The 20472-nt window shown below is 66.8% G+C and carries 16 protein-coding genes; 12 read left to right on the top strand and 4 right to left on the bottom strand.

Annotated elements, in window-relative coordinates; translation table 11 throughout:
- Window positions 1-41: 41 nt before the first annotated feature.
- Both ACTPOE_RS12600 and ACTPOE_RS12595 read right to left on the bottom strand, forming a co-directional pair.
- Entirely contained in the window at window positions 42-932 is an 891-nt protein-coding gene (locus ACTPOE_RS12600; protein ID WP_458872481.1) for a lysophospholipid acyltransferase family protein, read from the bottom strand.
- A 36-nt stretch (window positions 933-968) separates the two neighbouring features.
- Window positions 969-1841, bottom strand: coding sequence for a lysophospholipid acyltransferase family protein (locus ACTPOE_RS12595; RefSeq protein WP_458872480.1), 873 nt, complete (start codon window positions 1839-1841; stop codon window positions 969-971).
- Between the two features lie 293 nt (window positions 1842-2134).
- Here ACTPOE_RS12595 and metK point away from each other — a divergent pair, with 293 nt between their 5' ends.
- On the top strand, window positions 2135-3298 hold the full coding sequence (metK, locus tag ACTPOE_RS12590; RefSeq protein ID WP_458872479.1) for a methionine adenosyltransferase: 1164 nt from the start codon (window positions 2135-2137) through the stop codon (window positions 3296-3298).
- A gap of 102 nt (window positions 3299-3400) precedes the next feature.
- Here the strand turns inward: metK and ACTPOE_RS12585 are convergent, their stop codons facing one another.
- Window positions 3401-4276: a D-amino acid aminotransferase gene (locus ACTPOE_RS12585; RefSeq protein WP_458872478.1), complete on the bottom strand. Its 876-nt coding sequence runs from the start codon at window positions 4274-4276 to the stop codon at window positions 3401-3403.
- Between the two features lie 218 nt (window positions 4277-4494).
- On the opposite strand from ACTPOE_RS12585, the gene ACTPOE_RS12580 reads away from it, so the two are divergent.
- The 8 genes from ACTPOE_RS12580 (at window position 4495) to ACTPOE_RS12545 (ending at window position 13794) form a co-directional block, all read left to right on the top strand.
- Window positions 4495-5367 carry a MurR/RpiR family transcriptional regulator gene (locus ACTPOE_RS12580; RefSeq protein ID WP_458872477.1) on the top strand — a complete coding sequence of 291 codons (873 nt, stop codon included), beginning with the start codon at window positions 4495-4497 and terminating at the stop codon, window positions 5365-5367.
- Window positions 5360-6313 (top strand): isoaspartyl peptidase/L-asparaginase family protein, encoded by a 954-nt coding sequence (locus ACTPOE_RS12575; protein WP_458872476.1) that lies wholly within the window; start codon window positions 5360-5362, stop codon window positions 6311-6313. Before ACTPOE_RS12580 ends, ACTPOE_RS12575 begins: the two co-directional genes overlap by 8 nt.
- Before the next feature lie 13 nt (window positions 6314-6326).
- Window positions 6327-8255 carry a dipeptide ABC transporter ATP-binding protein gene (locus ACTPOE_RS12570; RefSeq protein ID WP_458872826.1) on the top strand — a complete coding sequence of 643 codons (1929 nt, stop codon included), beginning with the start codon at window positions 6327-6329 and terminating at the stop codon, window positions 8253-8255.
- Between the two features lie 11 nt (window positions 8256-8266).
- Window positions 8267-9814, top strand: coding sequence for a glutathione ABC transporter substrate-binding protein GsiB (gsiB, locus tag ACTPOE_RS12565; protein ID WP_458872475.1), 1548 nt, complete (start codon window positions 8267-8269; stop codon window positions 9812-9814).
- Window positions 9815-9981: 167 nt separating this feature from the next.
- Window positions 9982-10902, top strand: a complete 921-nt coding sequence (gsiC, locus tag ACTPOE_RS12560; protein WP_458872474.1) for a glutathione ABC transporter permease GsiC — start codon at window positions 9982-9984, stop codon at window positions 10900-10902.
- 9 nt (window positions 10903-10911) lie between these two features.
- Window positions 10912-11811 (top strand): glutathione ABC transporter permease GsiD, encoded by a 900-nt coding sequence (gene gsiD / locus ACTPOE_RS12555; RefSeq protein ID WP_458872473.1) that lies wholly within the window; start codon window positions 10912-10914, stop codon window positions 11809-11811.
- Window positions 11808-12929 carry a DmpA family aminopeptidase gene (locus ACTPOE_RS12550; protein ID WP_458872472.1) on the top strand — a complete coding sequence of 374 codons (1122 nt, stop codon included), beginning with the start codon at window positions 11808-11810 and terminating at the stop codon, window positions 12927-12929. The genes gsiD and ACTPOE_RS12550 overlap by 4 nt, the downstream gene beginning before the upstream one ends.
- 46 nt (window positions 12930-12975) lie before the next feature.
- Window positions 12976-13794, top strand: coding sequence for a M55 family metallopeptidase (locus tag ACTPOE_RS12545; RefSeq protein ID WP_458872825.1), 819 nt, complete (start codon window positions 12976-12978; stop codon window positions 13792-13794).
- 24 nt (window positions 13795-13818) lie between these two features.
- Here ACTPOE_RS12545 and ACTPOE_RS12540 read toward each other — a convergent pair whose 3' ends face one another.
- Window positions 13819-14454, bottom strand: coding sequence for a TetR/AcrR family transcriptional regulator (locus ACTPOE_RS12540; RefSeq protein WP_458872471.1), 636 nt, complete (start codon window positions 14452-14454; stop codon window positions 13819-13821).
- Window positions 14455-14648: 194 nt separating this feature from the next.
- Here ACTPOE_RS12540 and ACTPOE_RS12535 point away from each other — a divergent pair, with 194 nt between their 5' ends.
- The 3 genes from ACTPOE_RS12535 to ACTPOE_RS12525 are packed head-to-tail and all read left to right on the top strand — an operon-like array spanning window position 14649 to window position 20340.
- A complete protein-coding gene (locus ACTPOE_RS12535) occupies window positions 14649-15770 on the top strand; it encodes an efflux RND transporter periplasmic adaptor subunit (protein WP_458872470.1) in 1122 nt (373 codons plus the stop codon).
- On the top strand, window positions 15767-18904 hold the full coding sequence (locus ACTPOE_RS12530) for an efflux RND transporter permease subunit (RefSeq protein ID WP_458872469.1): 3138 nt from the start codon (window positions 15767-15769) through the stop codon (window positions 18902-18904). The genes ACTPOE_RS12535 and ACTPOE_RS12530 overlap by 4 nt, the downstream gene beginning before the upstream one ends.
- Window positions 18901-20340, top strand: a complete 1440-nt coding sequence (locus ACTPOE_RS12525; protein ID WP_458872468.1) for an efflux transporter outer membrane subunit — start codon at window positions 18901-18903, stop codon at window positions 20338-20340. The genes ACTPOE_RS12530 and ACTPOE_RS12525 overlap by 4 nt, the downstream gene beginning before the upstream one ends.
- Window positions 20341-20472: the final 132 nt, after the last annotated feature.

The following is a 20472-nucleotide window of genomic DNA, read 5'->3' as shown; positions in this document are numbered from 1 at the left end:
GCGGCGCGCGGATGCCTGGACGTGCGCTCGCGCGTCCCGCGTCAATAAAACCCCTTCTCCCCCTCCGGTCGCGTCTTGAAGCGCCGATGCACCCAGTAGTACTGGGCCGGATCGCGGCGGACTTCGGCTTCGATCAGGGCGTTCAGGCGGGCGGTGGCGGCCTCGGGGCCGTCGCCGCCGGGGAAGTCCTCGACGGGCGGGCCCACGTCCACCCGGTAGCGGCCCGTCTCGGGGTCCAGGCGGCTGATGACCGGCACCACCACGGCGTCCCAGGATGAGGCGATCTGCGCGGCCGACAGCAGGGTGGCGGCGGGCACGCCGAAGAAGGGGATGAAGGCGCTGCCCTGGCGGCCGAAATCCATGTCCGGCAGGTAGTACACGGGGATGCCCTTGCGCAGGTGCCGGATCAGGCCGCGCACGCCGTCGTGGCGGCTGACCAGGTGGACCCGGTTGAAGCGCCCGCGCCCCAGGCGCACGATCTCGTCCACGTCGGCGTCGCTCTGGCGCGTGTACAGCGTGGCCGATTCCTTCAGGAACAGGGTCAGGCGCGTGGCGGCGGCGTCCAGGGCGATGAAGTGCGGCGCGAACATCAGGATGCGGCGCCCCTGGTCCAGCAGCGCCTGCAGGTGATGTTCGCCGTGCAGTTCCACCGTGTCCATGATGCGCTCGGGTGTACCGAACCAGCACAGGCCCCGGTCGACGAAGGACTGGGCCAGCAGGCGGAAATGGCGGCGCGCCAGGGCGTCCCGATCGGCCGGGGACAGGTCGGGAAAGCAGCGTTCCAGGTTCACCCGGACGATGTGGGCGCGCGAACGCAGCACACGCGGCGTCAGCCATCCCAGGACGCGCCCCCAGCGCAGCCGCGCGCCGGTGGAACAGCGGCCGAAATGGCCCAGGACGGCACGCAGCAGGGGTTTTTTATCGAAAGCCATGGTCGGGAAAGCGGGGAAGGACGGCGCGCCCGGCGCTCAGGACGGTCCCTGGGCCGCCGGCGCGGATTCGTCGGGCAGGGGCGGGGCGTCGCCCGGGATCTTGTAGCGGTTGTAGCTCCACAGGTATTGCTCCGGGAAGCGCCGGATCAGGGTTTCCATCGCCTGGTTGATGGCGGCGGCCAGCGCGGCCGGATCTCCGGGCAGCGGTTCGGGCAGGCGCAGGTAATGGATGCGCCAGCCGCGCCCGCCCGGCAGGCGCTCGCCGGCCGTCAGGATCACGGCCACGCCCGTCTGCAGGGCCAGGCGCGCGGCCAGGGTCATGGTCAGGGCGGGGCGGCCGAAGAAGGGCAGCCAGATGCCGTCGCCTTCGCGCGGCACCTGGTCGGGCAGCATGCCCACGGCCTCGCCGCGCTTGAGGGCGCGCACGAATTCGCGCACGCCGTTCCGGTTGGCCGGGACGGCGCGCAGATTGCGCATGTCGCGCGCGGATTCGACGATCGGGTCCAGCAGCGGGCTGCGCGATGGGCGGAACATCACCGTCAGCGGCCCGTATTGCGTCAGGTGGCGGGCGGTGATCTCGAAGCAGCCGAGGTGGGGCGTCAGGTACAGCACGCCCCGGCCTTCGGCCAGGGCCTCGCGTACCACGGATTCCTGGTCGCCGCCCGTCAGGGCCAGGCATTGCGGCGTGCGCCACCAGACCTTGGGGATTTCCAGGATCATGGCGCCGGACTCGGCGGCGGCGCGGCGGGCGAAGGCCGGATCGGCATAGCCCGCCTGGGCTGCGTTGGCCCGCAGGCGGCGGCGGTAGCGGCCGGGAAACAGGTAGACGGCCGTGCCGAGCAGCCGGCCGATGGCCTGGAGCCAGGACAGGGGCGGCGTGGCCAGCAGGCGGACGAGGAACAGCGGCATCGAGGGATTCTGGAGGGGGCGTCTGCATCCGGCGCATGGCACGATTCGCGCGGCCGCGCGAATCGTGCAAACACCACACCGGGGCATAAGCTTTCTTTCGGATGGATTCCATTTTCGCTTAAAATGGCGGGGATCGCTGAGTTAACCGACAACTTGCGGAGCGATCACCCGGCAGCGAAGTCTCGCCGGGCCACTTTCCGCTAAAGCGTCGCGCCCCGATATCCTGAAGAGGTGCAACGCGTTTCGTTCAACCTCGCGCCGGCGAACCCGGCGTTTTTACAGGACGCATCGCTGTGGCAAACAACGATTTTCTCTTTACCTCCGAATCCGTCTCCGAAGGGCACCCCGACAAAGTCGCCGACCAGATCTCCGACGCCATCCTCGATGCGTTGCTCGAGCAGGACCCGAATTCCCGGGTCGCCGCCGAAACCCTCTGCAACACCGGCCTGGTCGTGCTGGCCGGCGAGATCACCTCGCGCGCCAACGTCGACTACATCCAGGTCGCCCGCGACACGATCCGCCGCATCGGTTACGACAACACCGACTACGGCATCGACTACAAGGGCTGCGCGGTGCTGGTCGCCTACGACAAGCAGTCGCCCGACATCGCCCAGGGCGTGGACCGTTCGCCCGAGGAAATCCTGAACCAGGGCGCCGGCGACCAGGGCCTGATGTTCGGCTACGCCTGCGACGAAACCCCCGACCTGATGCCCGCGCCGATCTGGTATTCGCACCGCATCGTGCAGCGTCAGGCCGAACTGCGCAAGGACGGTCGCCTGCCCTGGCTGCGCCCGGATGCGAAATCCCAGGTCACCTTCCGCTACCTCGACGGCAAGCCGGCCGAGGTCGACACCGTGGTGCTGTCCACCCAGCACCATCCAGACATCTCCCAGGCGGAAATCCGCGACGCCGCCATCGAGCATATCATCCGCCCGGTCTTCGCCGACGGTCTGCTCACGGACCGGACCCGGTTCCTGGTCAACCCCACTGGCAAGTTCGTCATCGGCGGACCGCAGGGCGACTGCGGCCTGACGGGCCGCAAGATCATCGTCGATACGTATGGCGGCGCCTGCCCGCACGGCGGCGGCGCGTTCTCCGGCAAGGACCCGTCCAAGGTCGACCGTTCCGCTGCCTACGCCGCGCGCTACGTGGCCAAGAACATCGTTGCCGCCGGCCTGGCGCGCCAGTGCCAGGTGCAGGTCAGCTATGCCATCGGCGTGGCCGAGCCGATCAACATCACGGTCTACACCGAAGGCACGGGCGTGATTCCCGACGATCAGATCGCGCGCCTGGTGCGCGAGCATTTCGATCTGCGTCCCAAGGGCATCATCAACATGCTCGACCTGCTGCGTCCCATCTATTTGAAATCCGCCGCCTACGGCCATTTCGGCCGCAGCGAACCGGAATTCAGTTGGGAAGCCACCGACAAGGTCCAGGTCCTGAAGGCCGCGGCCTGACGATGATGGCCCGCTTCGGCGGGCCGTCTTCTTTTCGTGCGCCCCGGGCGTCGGGTCCGGGCTGATCCCGGGAGGCGGGCGTACCTGGACGCCCGCCGTCGTTCAACCGCCTTGCGCGGTGCGGGCGATGTGCTCGTCATATGCCGCGCGTAGGTGGGCGTAGATCGGGCCGGGTCGGCCTGAACCCACCGGACGGCCGTCCAGTTGCGTGATCGGCAGGATTTCCTTGGTGGCGGATGTCAACAAAATTTCATCGGCCTGCGCGACTTCCTCCCGGGAGATCGGGCGGGACTCGAAAGGGATACCGTCGATCGCCGCCAGTGTTTCCAGGAAGCCGTAGCGGATGCCTTCCAGGATCAGGTGGTTGCGTTGCGGCGCCCGCAGGACGTTGTTCTTCACGATCCAGATGTTGCAGGAAGAACCTTCTGACAGGTGGTTGCCGCGGAACTGCAGCACTTCGTCCGCTCCATTGTCCAGTGCGTATTGCTTGGCAAAGATGTTTCCCAGCAGCGAAACTGACTTGATTTCACAGTGCGACCAGCGTTCGTCGGGCATGCTGACGGCGATCATGCCGTTTTCGCGCGCCGCCGCGCCGGGCCGATTGAGCGGTGAAACCATGCAGAAGATCGTGGGCCGGCATTGTTTCGGATAGGCGTGATCCCGCTTCGCCACTCCTCGTGTGACTTGTAGATACACCATGCAGGTATCCAGGTTTGCGCGTGCCAGCATGTCCAGGATGAGCCGTTCCCAGTCGGTGGTGGACAGGCCGGTGTCGATGCTTACGGCCTTCAAGCTGCGTTCCAGGCGGGCCAGGTGCTCGTCCATCAAGAAGGGCTTGCCGCCATAGGCCGGCACGACTTCGTAGATCCCGTCGCCGAAGATGAATCCGCGGTCCAGGACTGAAATCTTGGCATCGCCCAGCCGGACGTATTCGCCGTTCAGATACACCACGCTGTCGTTGTCTACATCTGGAATCATGCTGTCCTCCTGGCGCTTCCGGGGCGGGATCGGATGGGCTTCATCCCTGCGTCGCTGTCAGCGGTATCCGGGTTAATCCCGGTGAAAATTTTTTTTCATTATCACATATTTAATGTAAATTTACTACCAATTCATTCATCGGGAATCTTTGAACCAGATCCGGTACGCACCGAACGTATCGCTCGATCCGGCACCTGTTTCCCATCACGGAGCCTGACATGGCTGAACAGACAATTGCCAGCCGTATCCAGGATGTCATGCCCACCCTGAGTGCGTCGCATCGCCGAATGGCCGATCATGTGCTGGCCCATCCCTTCAAGGTGGCCACGATGTCCATCGACGAATTCGCCCAGCAGTGCGGGGTTTCCGTGGCGACCGCCAACCGCTTCGCCCGGGCGCTGGGTCTGCCCGGCTACGCGCAGTTTCGTGCTGAATTGGCCCGGGGTTTCGAAGAGGCTCTGGCACCAGTCGAGCGTCTACGCCTGGAGCGCGGGAAGGCGGCCAGCGCGGCCGATATCTTTGCCGCTTCCCTGTACGAGGACGAGCGCAACGCCGAACGTACCCGCATGGCGTTGAGCCCCGAGCAATGCGAGCAGGCGGTGCGGGCCGTGCTGAAGGCGGAACGGATATTCATCATTGGGTTCGGTGCCAGCGGCTTTCTGGCCGGCTTGCTGCAGCGCGGCCTGAGCCTCCATTGCAGGATGGTCGAATCACTGGCCGGGCCGGGGGGCGTTTCTCACGCGGCCCGCCAGTTGTCGCGCTTGCAGTCGGGTGATCTGGTGATCGCCATCGCCTTTCCACGCTATCTGGCCGACACCATCACGCTGGCTCAGGCGGCGCGTCATGCGGGTGTCGCGGTCCTGGCGCTGACGGACAAACCCACGTCGCCTTTGGTTCCCTTGGCCGATATCTGCCTGTACGCCTGTAGCCAGCGGCAGTTGCTGGCGAATTCCGAAACTGCCGTGTTGGGCCTGATCGAGGCTCTGTCCGCAGCGGTCGCCTATCAGTCCCAACATTCCCTCGTCGCAGCCGCTCAATTGGCCGAGTCGGTCATGCCCTGGCTGATTCATGGAAAACCCCGTCATGACTGAACCCGTTATCGTCATTCATGGAGGAGCCGGGGCCATTGCCCGGCCCCGGATTACGCCGGATATGCGGCAAGCCTATGAAGAAGCGCTGTGCGCGGTGCTTCAGGAGGGGGGGCGTGTGCTGGCGCAGGGCGGTTCGGCGTTGGATGCCGTGACCGAAGCCGTGCGTTTGCTGGAAGAGTGCCCGCTGTTCAATGCGGGTCACGGTGCCGTTTTCACGCGGGACGCTCGCCATGAGCTGGATGCCGCTGTCATGGATGGCCGCACGCGGGCTTGCGGCGCGGTGGCCAACGTGCGCGTCCTGCGTAATCCGGTACTGGCCGCCCGGGCCGTGATGGAGCGCAGCCCCCATGTGTTCTTTGTCGGCGAAGGGGCCGAGGCATTTGCACGCGGGCAAGGACTGGAATGTGTGGATCCCGCGTTCTTCTCCACTTCACAACGTCTTGAACAGTTGCGTGAGGCTCAGCGGGCAGACGTTGAATTCATCTCCCTGGATCACGACGCGGCCGGCGTCGCACCACTGGATGAAAGCCGCAAGATGGGCACGGTAGGCGCCGTGGCGCTGGATGCGCACGGCAATCTGGCGGCAGCCACATCGACCGGCGGCATGACCAATAAGTGGCCGGGCCGCGTGGGAGACAGCCCCATAGTGGGTGCGGGCTGCTATGCGAACAATGCGACCTGCGCGGTGTCTTCCACCGGCAAGGGCGAGGCTTTCATCCGCACGGTGGCTGCCTACGACGTTTCCGCGCTGATGGAATATGGCGGCTTTTCGCTGGCGGAGGCCGCCCGTCGGGTGGTGCATGACAAATTGCCTTTGGTGGATGGGGCGGGGGGGCTGATCGCCGTCGACGCGCAGGGTCACGTTGCCATGCCCTTCAACACCGAAGGGATGTATCGCGGTTATCTGCGCTTGGGTGGTGAGCCCGATGTGTCGATCTACCGATAAATGGGCTAGTAGGATGCGGACCTCCGATCCATCTCACGACCTGGCGCCCACGCCTCTGGAAGAAGGGCGCGTGCTGCGTGTTACGAACCTGAGCGTCCAGTTCCGGGGTGCCGGATGTGTCGTGGATGCTGTGCGTGATCTGTCTTTCCACGTGGACCGGGGCGAAACCCTGGCTGTCGTGGGTGAATCGGGCTCGGGCAAGTCCGTGACCTCGTTGGCGCTGATGCGGCTGTTGCGCCACAGCGGCGGGCGCCTCTTGCGTGGTGAAATGTTGCTGCGCCGGCGCAGTGGCCAGGTCCTGGACCTGGCCACTGCCGGCATCGCACAGTTGCGCGGGGTGCGGGGTTCAGACATGGCCATGATCTTTCAGGAGCCCATGACCTCGCTCAACCCTATTTTCACAGTGGGCAACCAGATTGCCGAAAGTCTGATCCTGCACCAGAACATGGATGGTCGGCGGGCGTTGGCGGAAGCTCGGCGCCTGCTGGACCAGGTGCGTATCCCAGACGCTGCCGCCGTGCTCGGCCGCTTCCCTCACCAGCTGTCGGGCGGCATGCGCCAGCGGGTGATGATCGCCATGGCCCTGGCTTGCCGGCCGGTGCTGTTGATCGCCGACGAGCCGACTACCGCACTGGACGTCACTATTCAGGCCCAGATCCTGCAACTGATCCGCGAACTGCAGAACGACATGCGCATGGGGGTGATTTTCATCACTCATGACATGGGGGTGGTCGCCGAGGTGGCTGACCGGGTGTTGGTCATGTTGCGCGGGGAGCGGGTTGAAACCGGGGCGGCGCAGGATGTTTTCGACCGGCCTCGGCAGCCCTATACTCGCGCCCTGCTGGCGGCGGTGCCCCGCCTGGGTTCGATGCGGGGGACCGATCATCCACGCCATTTCCCCCTGGTGGACGCGGCGTCGATGCCGACGGCGGACGGCCCGCAGGCCACGCCGGTGGCGGAAACACCGGACCTGGCGCGGGAGGGGCCACGACCGGACCAGCGGGCAGACTCACCCATTCTGCGGGTGTGTGACCTGGTGACGCGTTTCGATATCCGCTCGGGGTTGCTGGGCCGCGTCACGCATCGCATCCATGCCGTGGAGAAGGTCAGCTTCGACCTCTATGCCGGTGAAACCCTGGCTCTGGTGGGCGAGTCGGGCTGCGGAAAATCCACTACCGGCCGTTCGCTGCTGCGCTTGGTGGAAAGTCAGGCAGGCGAGATCGAATTCGACGGGCGCAGCATCGGCGCTTTGAAGGGGGCGGAGCTGCAGGCTTTGCGCCGCAGCATCCAGTTCATTTTCCAGGATCCCTTTGCTTCCCTCGATCCGCGGTTGACCGTGGGCTATTCCATCATGGAGCCGCTGCTGATCCATCGACTGGCGGGTCCCCGGGAAGCCGAAGCCGCCATGCTGGCGCTGCTGGATAAGGTTGGTTTGCCGCGTCGGGCAGCACAACGGTATCCGCATGAATTCTCCGGCGGCCAGCGCCAGCGCATCTGCATCGCTCGGGCATTGGCGCTGCGTCCCAAGGTCATTATCGCGGACGAGTCCGTATCGGCGCTGGACGTGTCCATCCAGGCGCAGATCGTGAATCTGATGATTGACTTGCAGCGTGAGATGGGCCTTGCCTTTCTGTTCATTTCGCACGACATGGCCGTGGTCGAACGCATCAGTCACCGAGTGGCGGTGATGTATTTGGGCCAGATCGTCGAGATGGGGCCGCGCCGCGCTGTATTCGAGAATCCGCAGCATCCATACACCCGCAAGCTGATGGCGGCTGTGCCGATCGCCGATCCCGCGCGGCGGCGGCGGGATCGGCGGCTTCTGTCCGGCGAAATCCCCAGTCCCCGGCGTAGGGTCGGGGACGAGCCCTTGATACAGCCCCTGATCGAGGTGGCTACCGGTCATTTTGTCGCGCCGCATCAACCCGATGTGGCCTATTGAGGAGAGCACACATGCAGCATTTCAATCTCAAGCGGACTGTCGTGGCGCTGAGCCTGGGTGTCGGCCTGCTGGCGGGGATGCCCGCCATGGCGAGCGATGATGTCACGGTCGCGGTGCCGATTTCACTGGATTCCCTGGACCCGTACAACACGAATTCCACCCTGGCCCAGGCCGTGGGCAAGAGCTACTACGAGGGGCTGTTCGCCTTCGACAAGGATCTGAATATTCAACCGCTGCTGGCCACCGGCCACACGGTCAGCGAAGACGGCAAGGTCTACACCTTCGCCTTGCGTCAGGGTGTGAAGTTTCATGACGGCACGGACTTCGATGCCGAGGCGGTCAAGGTCAATCTCGACCGGGTGTTGGACAAGGCCAACGGTCTGGCGCGCTACAACCAGTTCAACAGAATCGAAAAGGTCGAGGTGGTCGATCCCTCGACTGTAAGGATCACGCTCAAGGAGCCGTTTTCGGCCTTCATCAACTCGCTGACGCACCCCTCGGCCATGATGATTTCACCTACGGCTCTGAAGAAATGGGGCAAGGACATCACCTTCCACCCGACCGGCACTGGTCCTTTCGAGTTCGTCGAATGGAAGCCCGCCACTCACTTGAAGGTGAAGAAGTTCGCGGATTATTGGCGGAAGGGCTATCCAAAGATCGACTCCCTGACTTTCCGCACGGTGACGGACAATAGCTCCCGGGGCGCCATGGTGCAGACGGGCGAAGCCCAGTTCACCTATCCGCTGCCTTATGAGCAGGCCAAGCTGTTGGAGAAGGACAGCAAGTTGCGTGTAGTGGCGGCCCCGTCCATCGTCGCAGACTATGTCGCCCTGAACGTGCAGCATAAGCCGTTCGACGATGTACGCGTGCGCCAGGCCTTGAACTACGCCATCAACAAGGAAGCTCTGGCCAAGGTCGCTTTCGCGGGTTATGCCTTTCCTTCCACCGGCGTGGTGCCCCAGGGGGTGCAGTACGCCGAGAAGATGGACCCCTGGCCTTATGATCCCAAGAAGGCGCGCGAATTGCTGAAGGAGGCGGGTTATCCCGAGGGTTTCAGCACGTCGCTCTGGTCTGCTTATAACGATGGCACAGCCGCCAAGGTCGTGCAGTTCCTGCAGCAGCAATTGGCGCAGGTCGGTGTCAAGGCATCTGTCGAACTGTTGGAATCCGGCCAGCGTGTTCAGCGGGTGCAGTCGGTTCAGGACGCGAAGACGGCGCCCGTGCGCATGTACTACGCGACCTGGTCGGCGTCGACGGGCGAGGCTGATTGGGCGTTGCGGCCGTTGTTCGCGAGTACCGCCTGGCCGCCGGTGTTCAACAATGTCTCTTATTATGCCGATGCCCTGGTAGACAAGGGTATCAACGACGCTTTGTTGACCACGGATGCGTCTGAGAAGACCAGGCTCTACAACCAGGTGCAAGAACGGATCCGGGAGCAGGCCCCCTGGATGTTCTTGATTACCCGGCGGCTATTGTCGGCTCAGAGCACGTCGCTCGAAGGTTTCTACGTCATGCCCGACGGATCCTTCCAGTATCGGGATGTTGCCCTGAAGCATTGATCGGCGGGGGGGTAGTGTCCTGTCTGGTTAGTTTGGTCACTTGAATTCGGATGCATGGGCTTGTCAGGCAAGGCGCAAACCGCAGCGATGGCCAGCCCAGGCGCCGAAGGTAAAGATCGGAATCAGCCAGACAGGACACTAGCCCCTCCGTGCATCGGCGAGCCACTATGTTCAGCTACATCATCAAACGTCTCCTGGGCATGATCCCCACCTTGCTGCTGGTCATGGCGGTGGTATTCCTGTTCGTGCATGCGCTGCCGGGGGACCCGGCCCGGCTGGCGGCTGGAGCGGAAGCCGATCAAGCCACTGTGGAGATCGTGCGCCATCAATTGGGACTGGATCGGCCGCTGCCGCAGCAGTTTGTCCGCTATGTCAGCCACCTGTCCCACGGCGACCTGGGGAATTCTTTGCGGACCAAGCGCCCTGTGGCGGAAGAGATCGGCGAGCGTTTCATGCCGACCCTGACCCTGACGCTCACGAGCATGATCTGGTCGGTAGTCTTCGGCCTGGCGATCGGAGTGGTTTCGGCCGTTTGGCGCAACCGCTTGCCGGACCACGTTGGTATGACTGTGGCGGTCTCGGGGATTTCCTTTCCGGCGTTTGCGCTGGGGATGGTGCTGATCCAGGTATTCTCGGTGCGGTTAGGCTGGCTGCCCACGGTTGGGGCCGACACTTGGCGGCATTACATCCTGCCGTCCTTCACTCTGGGTGCGGGCGTGGCCGCGGTCATGGCCCGTTTCACCCGAGCGGCCTTCATCGAGGTCATGCAGGAGGACTACGTGCGCACGGCACGAGCCAAAGGCCTGGCCGAGCGGGTGGTGGTGATCAAGCATACCTTCCGCAACGCACTCATTCCGGTGGTCACCATGATGGGGTTGCAGTTCGGCTTCCTGCTGGGCGGCTCGATCGTGGTGGAGGTCGTGTTCGCCTGGCCCGGCATGGGCAGTCTGCTGATCGATTCGGTGAACATGCGGGATTATCCCGTGATCCAGGGGCTCATCTTGCTGTTCTCGCTGGAGTTCCTGCTGATCAATCTGATCGTTGACGTGTTGTACGGTTTCATCAATCCGACGATCCGCTACAAATAGGTGAGGGCCATGACACAGACCATTTCCGCCGCGTCCCCGCCATTTCCGGAACCGGATGCGCGAGTGCGCACGCCCCTGCGTGAATTCTGGCGCAAGTTTCGCAAGCAAAAACTGGCCATGTGGGCCGGGGTATTCATCCTGCTGTTGGTCGTGGTCGCGGTGATCGCGCCTTGGATCGTACCTTACGATGCGGAAAATTTCTTCGATTACGATGTCTTGAATGGGCCGCCCAGCACGGTTCATTGGCTGGGTGTGGATTCCCTGGGCCGGGACATCTTCAGCCGCATCTTGATGGGCGCCCGAATTTCCTTGGTGGCTGGCTTCGTGTCAGTGGCTTTGGGGGCGCTGGTGGGTACGGTCCTGGGCCTGCTGGCGGGTTACTACGAGGGCTGGTGGGATCGCATCACGATGCGCCTGTCGGATGTGTTGCTGGCCTTCCCGGGCATTTTGTTGGCCATCGGGGTGGTGGCGCTGCTGGGATCGAGCATGGTCAACGTCATCATCGCCGTGGCCATTTTCAGCGTACCGGCCTTCGCTCGCCTGGTGCGCGGCAGCACGCTGGCGATCAAGCACATGACCTACATTGAGGCCATGCGTAGCGTCGGCGCTTCCGACTTTGTCATCCTCATGCGTCATATCCTGCCTGGCACGATCTCGCCCATCGTGGTATACGGCACGATGCGCATCGGAACCTCGATCATCACGGCCGCCAGCCTGTCGTTCCTGGGTTTGGGTGCCCAGCCCCCCACGCCCGAGTGGGGCGCCATGTTGAACGAGGCTCGCGCCGACATGTTGCTGGCCCCGCATGTGGCCATCTTTCCTGCGCTGGCTATTTTTCTGACTGTACTGGCTTTCAACCTGGTGGGCGATGGCCTGCGGGATGCATTGGACCCCAAGATCGAGCAATGAATTCATCTGACCTACAGGCATTTTCCGCGCTTCAAGCGCCTCGCATCGGAGTGCTGCCTGCCGGCGTGCGGGACCGGATCAGCGATGTGGCTGGCGTGCGTGTCGGACATGCCACCCTGGCACGGGGGGCCGTGCAGACCGGGGTGACTGTGATTCATCCTCATGAGGGCGACCCGTTCTTGGAGCGCCCGCCCGCCGCTGTCACTGTGCTGAATGGATTTGGCAAGAGTATTGGGTTGGTGCAGGTGCGCGAGTTGGGCGTAATCGAAAGTCCGATCGCGCTTACAAACACTTTCGCGGTCGGTGAACTGGCTATGGCGCAGTTGCGCCAAGTGATCGACCGGCACCCGCGGGTCGGTCGGGACTGGCCGACGCTCAATCCACTGGTGTTCGAATGCAACGATGGCTATTTGAACGACATCCAGGCATTTGCCGTGCGGCGTGCGCATTACGAGCAGGCATGCGCGGACGCCAGTGCTGATTTCGCCCTGGGCAGCGTGGGCGCGGGGCGTGGCATGTCCTGCTTCCAGTTCAAGGGCGGGATTGGCTCGGCCTCCCGTCTGGCTCGTTGGGACGACGGGCTGGAACATACGGTGGGCGCCCTGGTGCTAGCCAATTTCGGAAGGCAGGCCAGCCTCACGGTCGGGGGGGTGCCGCTAGGGCAGCGGATCGTCCAACAGGCGCGCGGCCAGGTACTGCAGGATGAGCCGGACAAGGGCTCCATCATCATGATTCTGGCGACCGACGCGCCGCTGGACAATCGTCAGCTGAGGCGCTTGTCGTTTCGTGCAGCGGCTGGTCTGGCGCGCACTGGCTCGGTGTACGGCCATGGCAGCGGTGACATCAGCCTGGCCTTCAGCACGGCTTATCGTATTCCCTTCTCGGCCCTGACACCCATGCCGGCGTTGGCCATGTTGCATGAAACTCGTATGGACGCACTCTTTGCCGCCGCCGCCGAATCGGTCGAGCAGGCTATTATTCACGCGCTCTGGTCGGCCGAAACCGTGACCGGCCGGGACGGTCACATGCGCGTGGCTCTGCGCGAGCAATGTCCGGACTGGCGCCGGCTGCTGGAACCGGCCTCCTCGTCCGTCGAGGACAACCCGCTGGGGTTGTAGGCGGCATGGCGGATTCGAACGATTGCTATCGAGGAACATGCTCGTCATGAAGATTCTGATCTCTGTCGATATAGAAGGGGTGGCCGGGGTTACGCATGCGGAGCAGGTGCGCCCGGGCAATCCGGAATATGAACGCGCTCGGGCCTGGATGACCGCTGAGGCCGATGCAGCCATTTGCGGCGCCTTCGACGGCGGAGCGAAGGAGGTTCGGGTGAACGATTCGCACGGCGGATTTCGCAATCTGCTGCTCGATCGCCTGGATGAGCGCGTGCGGATCATCACGGGCAAGCCGCGCAATCTGGGCATGATGGCCGGTGTGGAAGGCTGCGATGCGGCGTTCCTGATCGGTTACCATGCCGGAGCGGGCCGCCCTGGCATTCTGGCGCATACGATCAATAGCTTCGCCTTCCGGCGCATCAGCGTCAATGGCGTGGAGCTGAACGAAGCCGGACTCTACGGGGCGCTGGCGGCGGAGTATGGTGTGCCCGTGGCTCTGCTGGCCGGCGATGATGTCTTCATTGCGGAAACCCGGGATCGTTTCCCCGGCGCGCTGACCGTGCAGACCAAACAGGCGACGGGGCATGCCAGCGGTGTATCGCTTACTCCCGCGCAGTCCCGCGAGGCGATCAGGGCTGCTGCCGCCCGGGCCGTGGAGCAGGTGCGGACGTTGAGTGCTCGGCCGCTGTCGGGGCCGGTGCTGCGTTGTGAACTCGTGACGCAGACGCCTGGCTTGGCGGACCTGTTCTGCCAATGGCCGACCCTGGAGCGTCTGGACGCCGTGACCCTGGCCTTCGAGTCCGACCGCACGGAGTCCGTGGTCCGCATTCTGAATTGCCTGTCGGCCATGTCCACGATGCTGCGCTGATGCGGGCCGCGCCCGGCGGGATCCTCAGGATTCGAACGCCATCCGCTTCATGAAGGCCCTCAGGATGCGCTCGATGTCCTCGTCGCCCGGCGGGCTGCCCGCCAGCCGGTGCAGCGCGCAGCCGTCGCACAGCGCCATGAAGCCGAAAGCCAGGTCTTCCGGGCTCATGGACAGCACCAGTCCCGCGCGTTGCGCGAAGGCCTGGGCGTAGCGGCTCACGGCTTCCAGCAGGTCCTCCCGGAAACGGCGGAAATGGGGCGCGAAGGCCGCGTCCCGCGCCGCGTGCAGCCGGGCTTCCAGCATCAGCGCCAGCAACTGGGAGTCCTGGTGCATCCGGGCGTAGCGCGCCAGCAGACGCGATTCCAGCAGATCCGGGGACGGCGGGCCTTCCTGGCCTTCGGGGGCGGGCTCGTCCAGCAGCGCCTGCAGTTTCTCCATGATGCGTTCGTGTTCCCGCCGCAGCAGCGTCAGGAAGATGTCCGCCTTGTCCTGGAAATTGGAGTAGAACGCGCCTCGTGAGTAGCCGGCCTCCAGCGCGATCTGCTCGACGCTGGTGGCGGCATAGCCCTGTGCGGCGAACAGGGCGCGCGTCGCGTCCAGCAGCCGCTGCCGGGTCTGCTCCCGGCTCTGTTCGCGGGTCAGGCGGATTTTCGTCTTCATGATGTCCGGATTGTAGAAACAAACCGCGGCTTCGCGCATGCGTGGGGCCTGGACGTCCGGCATCCATCCAAATACATAAATGTATTTGAATCCAGGTTCGCATTGAAATAAACTGCCCGTCGGCATGGCGACCGGCGCCCGCGCGGGCGGGGGCCATGCGCCGGGTCCGTTGTCTGCCGCTCGCTGGGTCGCACATGAAAGACATCCTCGCACGTCCGTCGTACCGTCTGGCCCTGGCGACCGCCTGCGTCGCGCTGGCCGCCTGCGGCGTCCGGGAGCCGGCCGAACCGCCGCCGCGTCCGGCGCCGACGGTCGTGGTCCGGCCGGACGCGCATCCCGGCGTCTGGACCGCGCCGGGCGTGATCGCCGCGCCCGAATCCACGCCGCTGTCGTTCCGGCAGGCGGGTCTGATCCTGCGGCGCCATGCGGGGCTGGGCGACGCCGTGCGCGCCGGCCAGGTCCTGGCGGAACTGGATCCCGGGCCCTGGCGCCAGAACCTGGAGTCGGCTCAGGCCCTGCACCAGGCCGCGCGCGAGGCGCTGGACGTGGCCGAGCGGCAATGGCGACGGGACCAGGCCCAGGGGCGCGAGGGGCTGATCGCCCAGGCACAGGCGGAGCGGACGCGCGGACAATTGGCCCAGGCGCGGGCACAGTTCGAACAGGCCCGCCAGGTCCTGGCGCATGCGCGCGACCAGATGGGCTACACGCGGCTGACCGCCGGTCACGACGGCGTGATCGTCGCCGAGCAGGCCTGGACGGGGCAGAACGTCGCGGCGGGGCAGCCTGTTTATACCCTGGCCTGGGGGGACGGCCTGGAGGCCGTCGTCGATCTGCCCGAACGCCGGGTGGCGGAGGTCGAGCCTGGACAGGCGGCCGAGGTCGAACCGGTGGCGCGGCCGGGTATGTGGCTCTCCGCCCGCGTGCGGGAAATCGCCCGGGCCGCCGATCCGGCGAACCTCGGTTTCCGGGTGAAGCTGCGGCTCGATTCGGCCGCCCCGGCGCTGCGCCTGGGGATGACGGCCACGGTCCGCTTCCGGGCGCCCGAGACCGCCGGGGCGCGCTACACCCTGCCTGCCACGGCGCTGTTCCACCGGGAGGATCGGCCGGCGGTCTGGGTCGTGGGCGCGGATGGCACGCTGGTCCCGCGGACAGTCGAGGTCGCCGCCTACGGTGCCGACACCGTGACGATCTCGTCCGGCGTCGAACCCGGACAGGTCGTGCTCGCCCAGGGCGCCCATACGGTGTCCGAAGGACAGCGGGTCGAGGCGACGCCCTATCGCCCCCATGCCGCCGCGCCGGGCGGAGACAGCCGGTGAACGGGCCGTCCGCGCCCCATCCGGCGGATGGGGGGTTCAACCTGTCGCGCTGGGCGATCCTGCATCGCTCGCTGGTGATCTACCTGATCGCGGTCATGGTGGCGGCCGGCACGATGGCGGGCCTGCGCCTGGCGCAGTCCGAGGACCCGCCCTTCACCTTCCGCGTCATGGTGGTCCAGACCCTGTGGCCCGGCGCCACGGCGGAACAGATGCGCGAGCAGGTCACCGACCGCATCGAGCGCAAGCTGCAGGAAATGCCGCATCGCGATTACACCACCAGCTATTCGCGGCCGGGGCAGTCGACGATTTTCTATTTCATGAGCGAGGCCGTGGCGGCCGACGAAGTGCCCGAAGAGTGGTACCAGGTGCGCAAGAAGATCGGCGACATGGCCGCCGAGCTGCCCGCCGGGGTGGCAGGGCCGTTCTTCGACGACGAGTTCGGCGACGTGTACACCAACATCTACGCGCTGGCGGGCGACGGCTACACGCCGGCGCAACTGCGTGATCAGGCCGACATCCTGCGCACCGTGCTGCTGCGGGTGCCGGGCGTGGCCAAAGTCGATTATTTCGGCGATCAGGAAGAGCGCATCGAGGTCCGCATCCCCAATGCCGTCATGGCGCAGTCCGGCCTGACGCCCGTGCGCATCGCCCAGGCGATCGCCGCGCGCAACGCCGTGGCCGATCCTGGCGTAATGACGACCTCGTCCGACCGGCTGTACGTGCGACCCACGGGGCAGTTCCACAGCCTGGATGACCTGGCCGACACGCTGGTTCCCGTCGGCGACCGGCTGGCGCGCCTGGGCGACGTCGCCGAGATCCGGCGTGGTGCGGCGGAGCCGCCGTCCACGCAGATGCGGCACGGCGGGCGGCCGGTACTGGGGATCGGTGTCACGGCCGCCGAAGGGCATGACGTGGTGGATCTGGGGCGGGCGCTGCGGAGCGCGGTGGATGGCCTGCGGGCACGGCTGCCGACGGGCTTGTCGCTGGAGGAGGTCGCCAGCATGCCCGACGCCGTGACGGCCTCGGTCGACGAGTTCCTGCGCGCCGTGGGCGAGGCCGTGGCCATCGTGCTGCTGGTCAGCCTGGTGTCGCTGGGGCTGCGCACCGGCATGGTGGTCGTGATCTCGATTCCGGTGGTGCTGGCGCTGACGGCGCTGGTCATGGACTGGATGGGGATCGGGCTGCACAAGGTGTCCCTGGGTACCCTGATCCTGGCGTTGGGCCTGCTGGTGGACGACGCCATCATCGCGGTCGAGATGATGGCCGTGAAGCTCGAACAGGGCTGGGACCGGCTAGACGCGGCTGCCTTCGCCTACACCAGCACGGCGTTTCCCATGCTGACGGGCACGCTGGTCACGGTCGCGGGCTTCCTGCCGATCGCCCTGGCGCGCTCCAATACCGGGGAATACACGCGGTCGATCTTCCAGGTGTCGGCCATTTCGCTGCTGGTGTCCTGGCTGGCCGCCGTGATCCTGATCCCGCTGCTGGGCCACGCCGTGCTGCGTCCGCACGGGCATCCCGCGCTCGCGGACGGCGCGCCCGCGCGGGACATCTACGATTCGCCCTTCTACCGCCGGCTGCGGCGCTGGCTGCATGCCTGCGTGCGTCGCCGCGTCGTCGTCGTCGCGGCGACGCTGGCGCTGTTCGTGGCCGCCCTGGCGGGCTTCCGGCTGGTGCCGCAGCAGTTCTTCCCCGATTCCGCCCGGCCGGAACTGCTGGTGGACCTGCGTCTGCGCGAAAGCACCTCGTTCGAGGCGACGCTGGAACAGGCCAGGCGCCTGGAGGCGTTGCTGAACGGGCGTGCGGAGGTGGCGCGCGCGGTCGGCTTCGTGGGCACCGGCGCGCCGCGCTTCTACCTGCCGCTGGATCAGCAGCTGCCGTCTCCGAATTTCGCGCAGTACGTCGTGACGGCGAAGTCCATCGAGGACCGGGAAGCGCTCAAGCCCTGGCTGGAATCGGCGTTGAGGACCGGGTTCCCGGCCGTGCGCGGACGGGTGTCGCGGCTGGAGTCGGGGCCGCCCGTCGGCTTTCCGGTCCAGTTCCGTGTCAGCGGCGACGACATCCCGCGCGTGCGCCAGGCGGCGGAGGCCGTCGCCGCCGTGCTGCGCGCCGATCCCCGCGCCCGCAACACGCAGTTCGACTGGGACGAGCCGTCGGCCCGCGTATCGCGTTTCGAGGTCGACCAGCAGGCCGCGCAGCGGCTGGGCATCGCCTCGCGCGACATCGCGGATTTCCTGGCCATGACCCTGTCGGGCCGGGCCGTGTCGCAGTACCGCGAGGGCGATCGCCTGATCCGCATCGACCTGCGCGCGCCGGAATCCGAGCGGGACGGCCCCGAGTCTCTGGCGCACTTGTCCCTGCCCTCGCCCCGGGGCCCCGTGCCCCTGGGGGTGCTGGGCGGGCTGCGCGACGGCCTGGAGCCCGCCATCGTCTGGGAGCGCGACCGGCAGCCCACGATCACCGTGCGCGCCGAGGTGTCGCCGGGTGTCGAGGGAATCGACCTGACCCGGGCCGTGGACGCGCGGCTCGCGGGCATCCGTGCCGGCCTGCCGGTGGGCTACCGGATCGAAGCGGGCGGCGCGGTGGAGAACAGCGCCAAGGCCCAGGCGTCGATCGATGCCGAGGTGCCGATCCTGGTCGTGGCCGTGCTGACGCTGCTGATGGTCCAGTTGCAGCGGTTCTCCCGGGTGGCGCTGGTGGTCCTGACCGCACCTCTGGGGCTGATCGGCGTCGTCCTGGCGCTGCTGCTCTTCGGCAAGCCGTTCGGTTTCGTCGCCCTGCTGGGGGTGATCGCCATGTTCGGCATCATCATGCGCAATTCGGTGATCCTGGTGGACCAGATCGAGCAGGACATCGCGGCCGGCCGTCGCCGCATCGACGCCATCGTGGATGCGACCGTGCGGCGCTTCCGTCCCATCACGCTGACGGCGGCGGCGGCCGTGCTGGCGCTGATCCCGCTGCTGCGCAGCGATTTCTTCGGCCCCATGGCGACCGCCCTGATGGGCGGCATCACCAGCGCCACCGTGTTGACGGTCTTCGTGCTGCCGGCCCTGTACGCGCTGATGTTCCGGGTCAGGGACGAGGGCGAGGCGTCGGAGCCGGATGCGGGGCGTGCCATGAGGGAGGGGCCATGAACGGCTGGCGGATGATGGCGGCGACCGCGCTGGGCCTGGGCCTGTCGGGCTGCGCCCCGGGGCCCTCGGGACGACCGCCGGCCATGCCCGGGCCGGCGCGCTACGCGGCCGGTCCGCCGCCGATCGCCGTGTCGGCGGGCGGCCCGGAACTGGTCGCGGCGCGGGCGCCGGAGGCGTCCTGGTGGACGGGGTTCGGCGCGCCCGAGCTGGACGCGCTGGTGGCCGAGGCGCGCGCGGCCAACCCCGACCTGGCCGCCGCGCGCGAGCGCCTGGAGGCGGCGCGTGAGATCCTGCGGGCGCAGTCCGGGGCCACCGAGCTGCCGTCGGTCGATCTGGGCGCCCAGGTCGCGCGCCAGCGCGCGCTCGGCCTGCCGCTGGAACTGCCGCCGCCTCTGCCCGAGCTGCCCCGAACCTCGGTCTACGATACCTTCGTCGGCCAGGCCCAGGTCCGCTACACCTTCGATCTGTTCGGCTCGATCCGCGAACGCAACCGCGCCCTGGCCGACCGGGTGGAACAGCGGGCGGCCCAGTGGCGCGCTGCCCGCGAGGCGCTGGCGGCGAACGTGGTGTCCGGCGCGCTGACCCTGTCCGCGCTGCAGGCCCGTGTGCGGATACTGGAATCCGTGGCCGACGGACTGCGGTGCGACGAGGCGGAGTCCGTCCGCCGGCGGGCCCTGGGCGCCGCGTCGCGCGCCGACGTCCTCGACGCTCGTCGCCAGGCCGAGGCCGTGGCGGCGCAGATCCCGGGCTTGCGGGCACAGGCGCTGGCGATCCGGCATGCCCTGGCCGTGCTGCTCGGACGCCCCCCCGACCAGGCGCCCGGGGCCATCCCGTTCGAGCGGCTGGCCTTGCCCGCGCGCATCCCCGTCCTGGTGCCGTCCGCGCTGCTGTCCGCGCGGCCCGATGTCCAGGCGGCGGCGGCCGCCCTGCGCGCGGCCGCCCACGACGCGGGCGCGGCGAGCGCCGACCTGTTTCCCAGCCTGACGCTGACGGCGGCCATGGGGCGCGGCGGCTACGACTGGCCGTCGGCGTTGTCGCCCGCCGGTGCCTTGTGGAGCCTGGCGGGCGGCCTGACGGCGCCGCTGTTCCACGGCGGCGCCCTGCGGGCGCAACGGCGCGCCGGCCTGCGGGCCTATGCGGCGGCCGAGGACGATTACCGGAGCACGGTGCTGGCCGCCTTCCGCGAAGTGGCCGATGCGCTGGCCTCGCTGGAGCAGGCGGGCGCCGCGCAAGCCGCCGGGGATGCCGCCGCCGGGGCGGCCCGGGGTGCCGCCGCCGACGCGGCGCGGCGCGCGGCCCTGGGCGCGGTGCCGCCGTCGGCCGCCCGCGCGGCCGGCCGCCAGGCCGATCTGGCGGAACTGGACGCCCTGGAAATCCGCTCGCGGCTGCTGCTGGATGCCGCGCGTCTGTTCCATGCCCTGGGCGCGCCGGCGTGAGCCGGGACGCCGGGCATTTTCATCCTCTTTGGTGGTGGTCCGGCGGGCGGTTCGGGCGCGGCCGGAGAATCATTTCGGGAAATTGATTTGCATCATGGCGTCGGCCACTTCGGGTCTGGACAATCACATCAC

The sequence above is a fragment of the Castellaniella sp. WN genome, from assembly GCF_054457555.1.
This window is presented reverse-complemented; position numbering and strand designations above follow the sequence as displayed.

Excerpts from the sequence above, each read along its gene's own strand:
- ACTPOE_RS12545 (WP_458872825.1), top strand. The coding sequence starts at position 12,976 with ATGAAGATTCTGATCTCTGTCGATATAGAAGGGGTGGCCGGGGTTACG.
- ACTPOE_RS12595 (WP_458872480.1), bottom strand. The coding sequence starts at position 1,841 with ATGCCGCTGTTCCTCGTCCGCCTGCTGGCCACGCCGCCCCTGTCCTGG.
- gsiC (WP_458872474.1), top strand. The coding sequence starts at position 9,982 with ATGTTCAGCTACATCATCAAACGTCTCCTGGGCATGATCCCCACCTTG.
- ACTPOE_RS12540 (WP_458872471.1), bottom strand. The coding sequence starts at position 14,454 with ATGAAGACGAAAATCCGCCTGACCCGCGAACAGAGCCGGGAGCAGACC.
- ACTPOE_RS12535 (WP_458872470.1), top strand. The coding sequence starts at position 14,649 with ATGAAAGACATCCTCGCACGTCCGTCGTACCGTCTGGCCCTGGCGACC.
- ACTPOE_RS12550 (WP_458872472.1), top strand. The coding sequence starts at position 11,808 with ATGAATTCATCTGACCTACAGGCATTTTCCGCGCTTCAAGCGCCTCGC.
- ACTPOE_RS12575 (WP_458872476.1), top strand. The coding sequence starts at position 5,360 with ATGACTGAACCCGTTATCGTCATTCATGGAGGAGCCGGGGCCATTGCC.
- ACTPOE_RS12525 (WP_458872468.1), top strand. The coding sequence starts at position 18,901 with ATGAACGGCTGGCGGATGATGGCGGCGACCGCGCTGGGCCTGGGCCTG.
- ACTPOE_RS12570 (WP_458872826.1), top strand. The coding sequence starts at position 6,327 with ATGCGGACCTCCGATCCATCTCACGACCTGGCGCCCACGCCTCTGGAA.
- gsiD (WP_458872473.1), top strand. The coding sequence starts at position 10,912 with ATGACACAGACCATTTCCGCCGCGTCCCCGCCATTTCCGGAACCGGAT.
- ACTPOE_RS12585 (WP_458872478.1), bottom strand. The coding sequence starts at position 4,276 with ATGATTCCAGATGTAGACAACGACAGCGTGGTGTATCTGAACGGCGAA.
- ACTPOE_RS12580 (WP_458872477.1), top strand. The coding sequence starts at position 4,495 with ATGGCTGAACAGACAATTGCCAGCCGTATCCAGGATGTCATGCCCACC.
- ACTPOE_RS12600 (WP_458872481.1), bottom strand. The coding sequence starts at position 932 with ATGGCTTTCGATAAAAAACCCCTGCTGCGTGCCGTCCTGGGCCATTTC.
- gsiB (WP_458872475.1), top strand. The coding sequence starts at position 8,267 with ATGCAGCATTTCAATCTCAAGCGGACTGTCGTGGCGCTGAGCCTGGGT.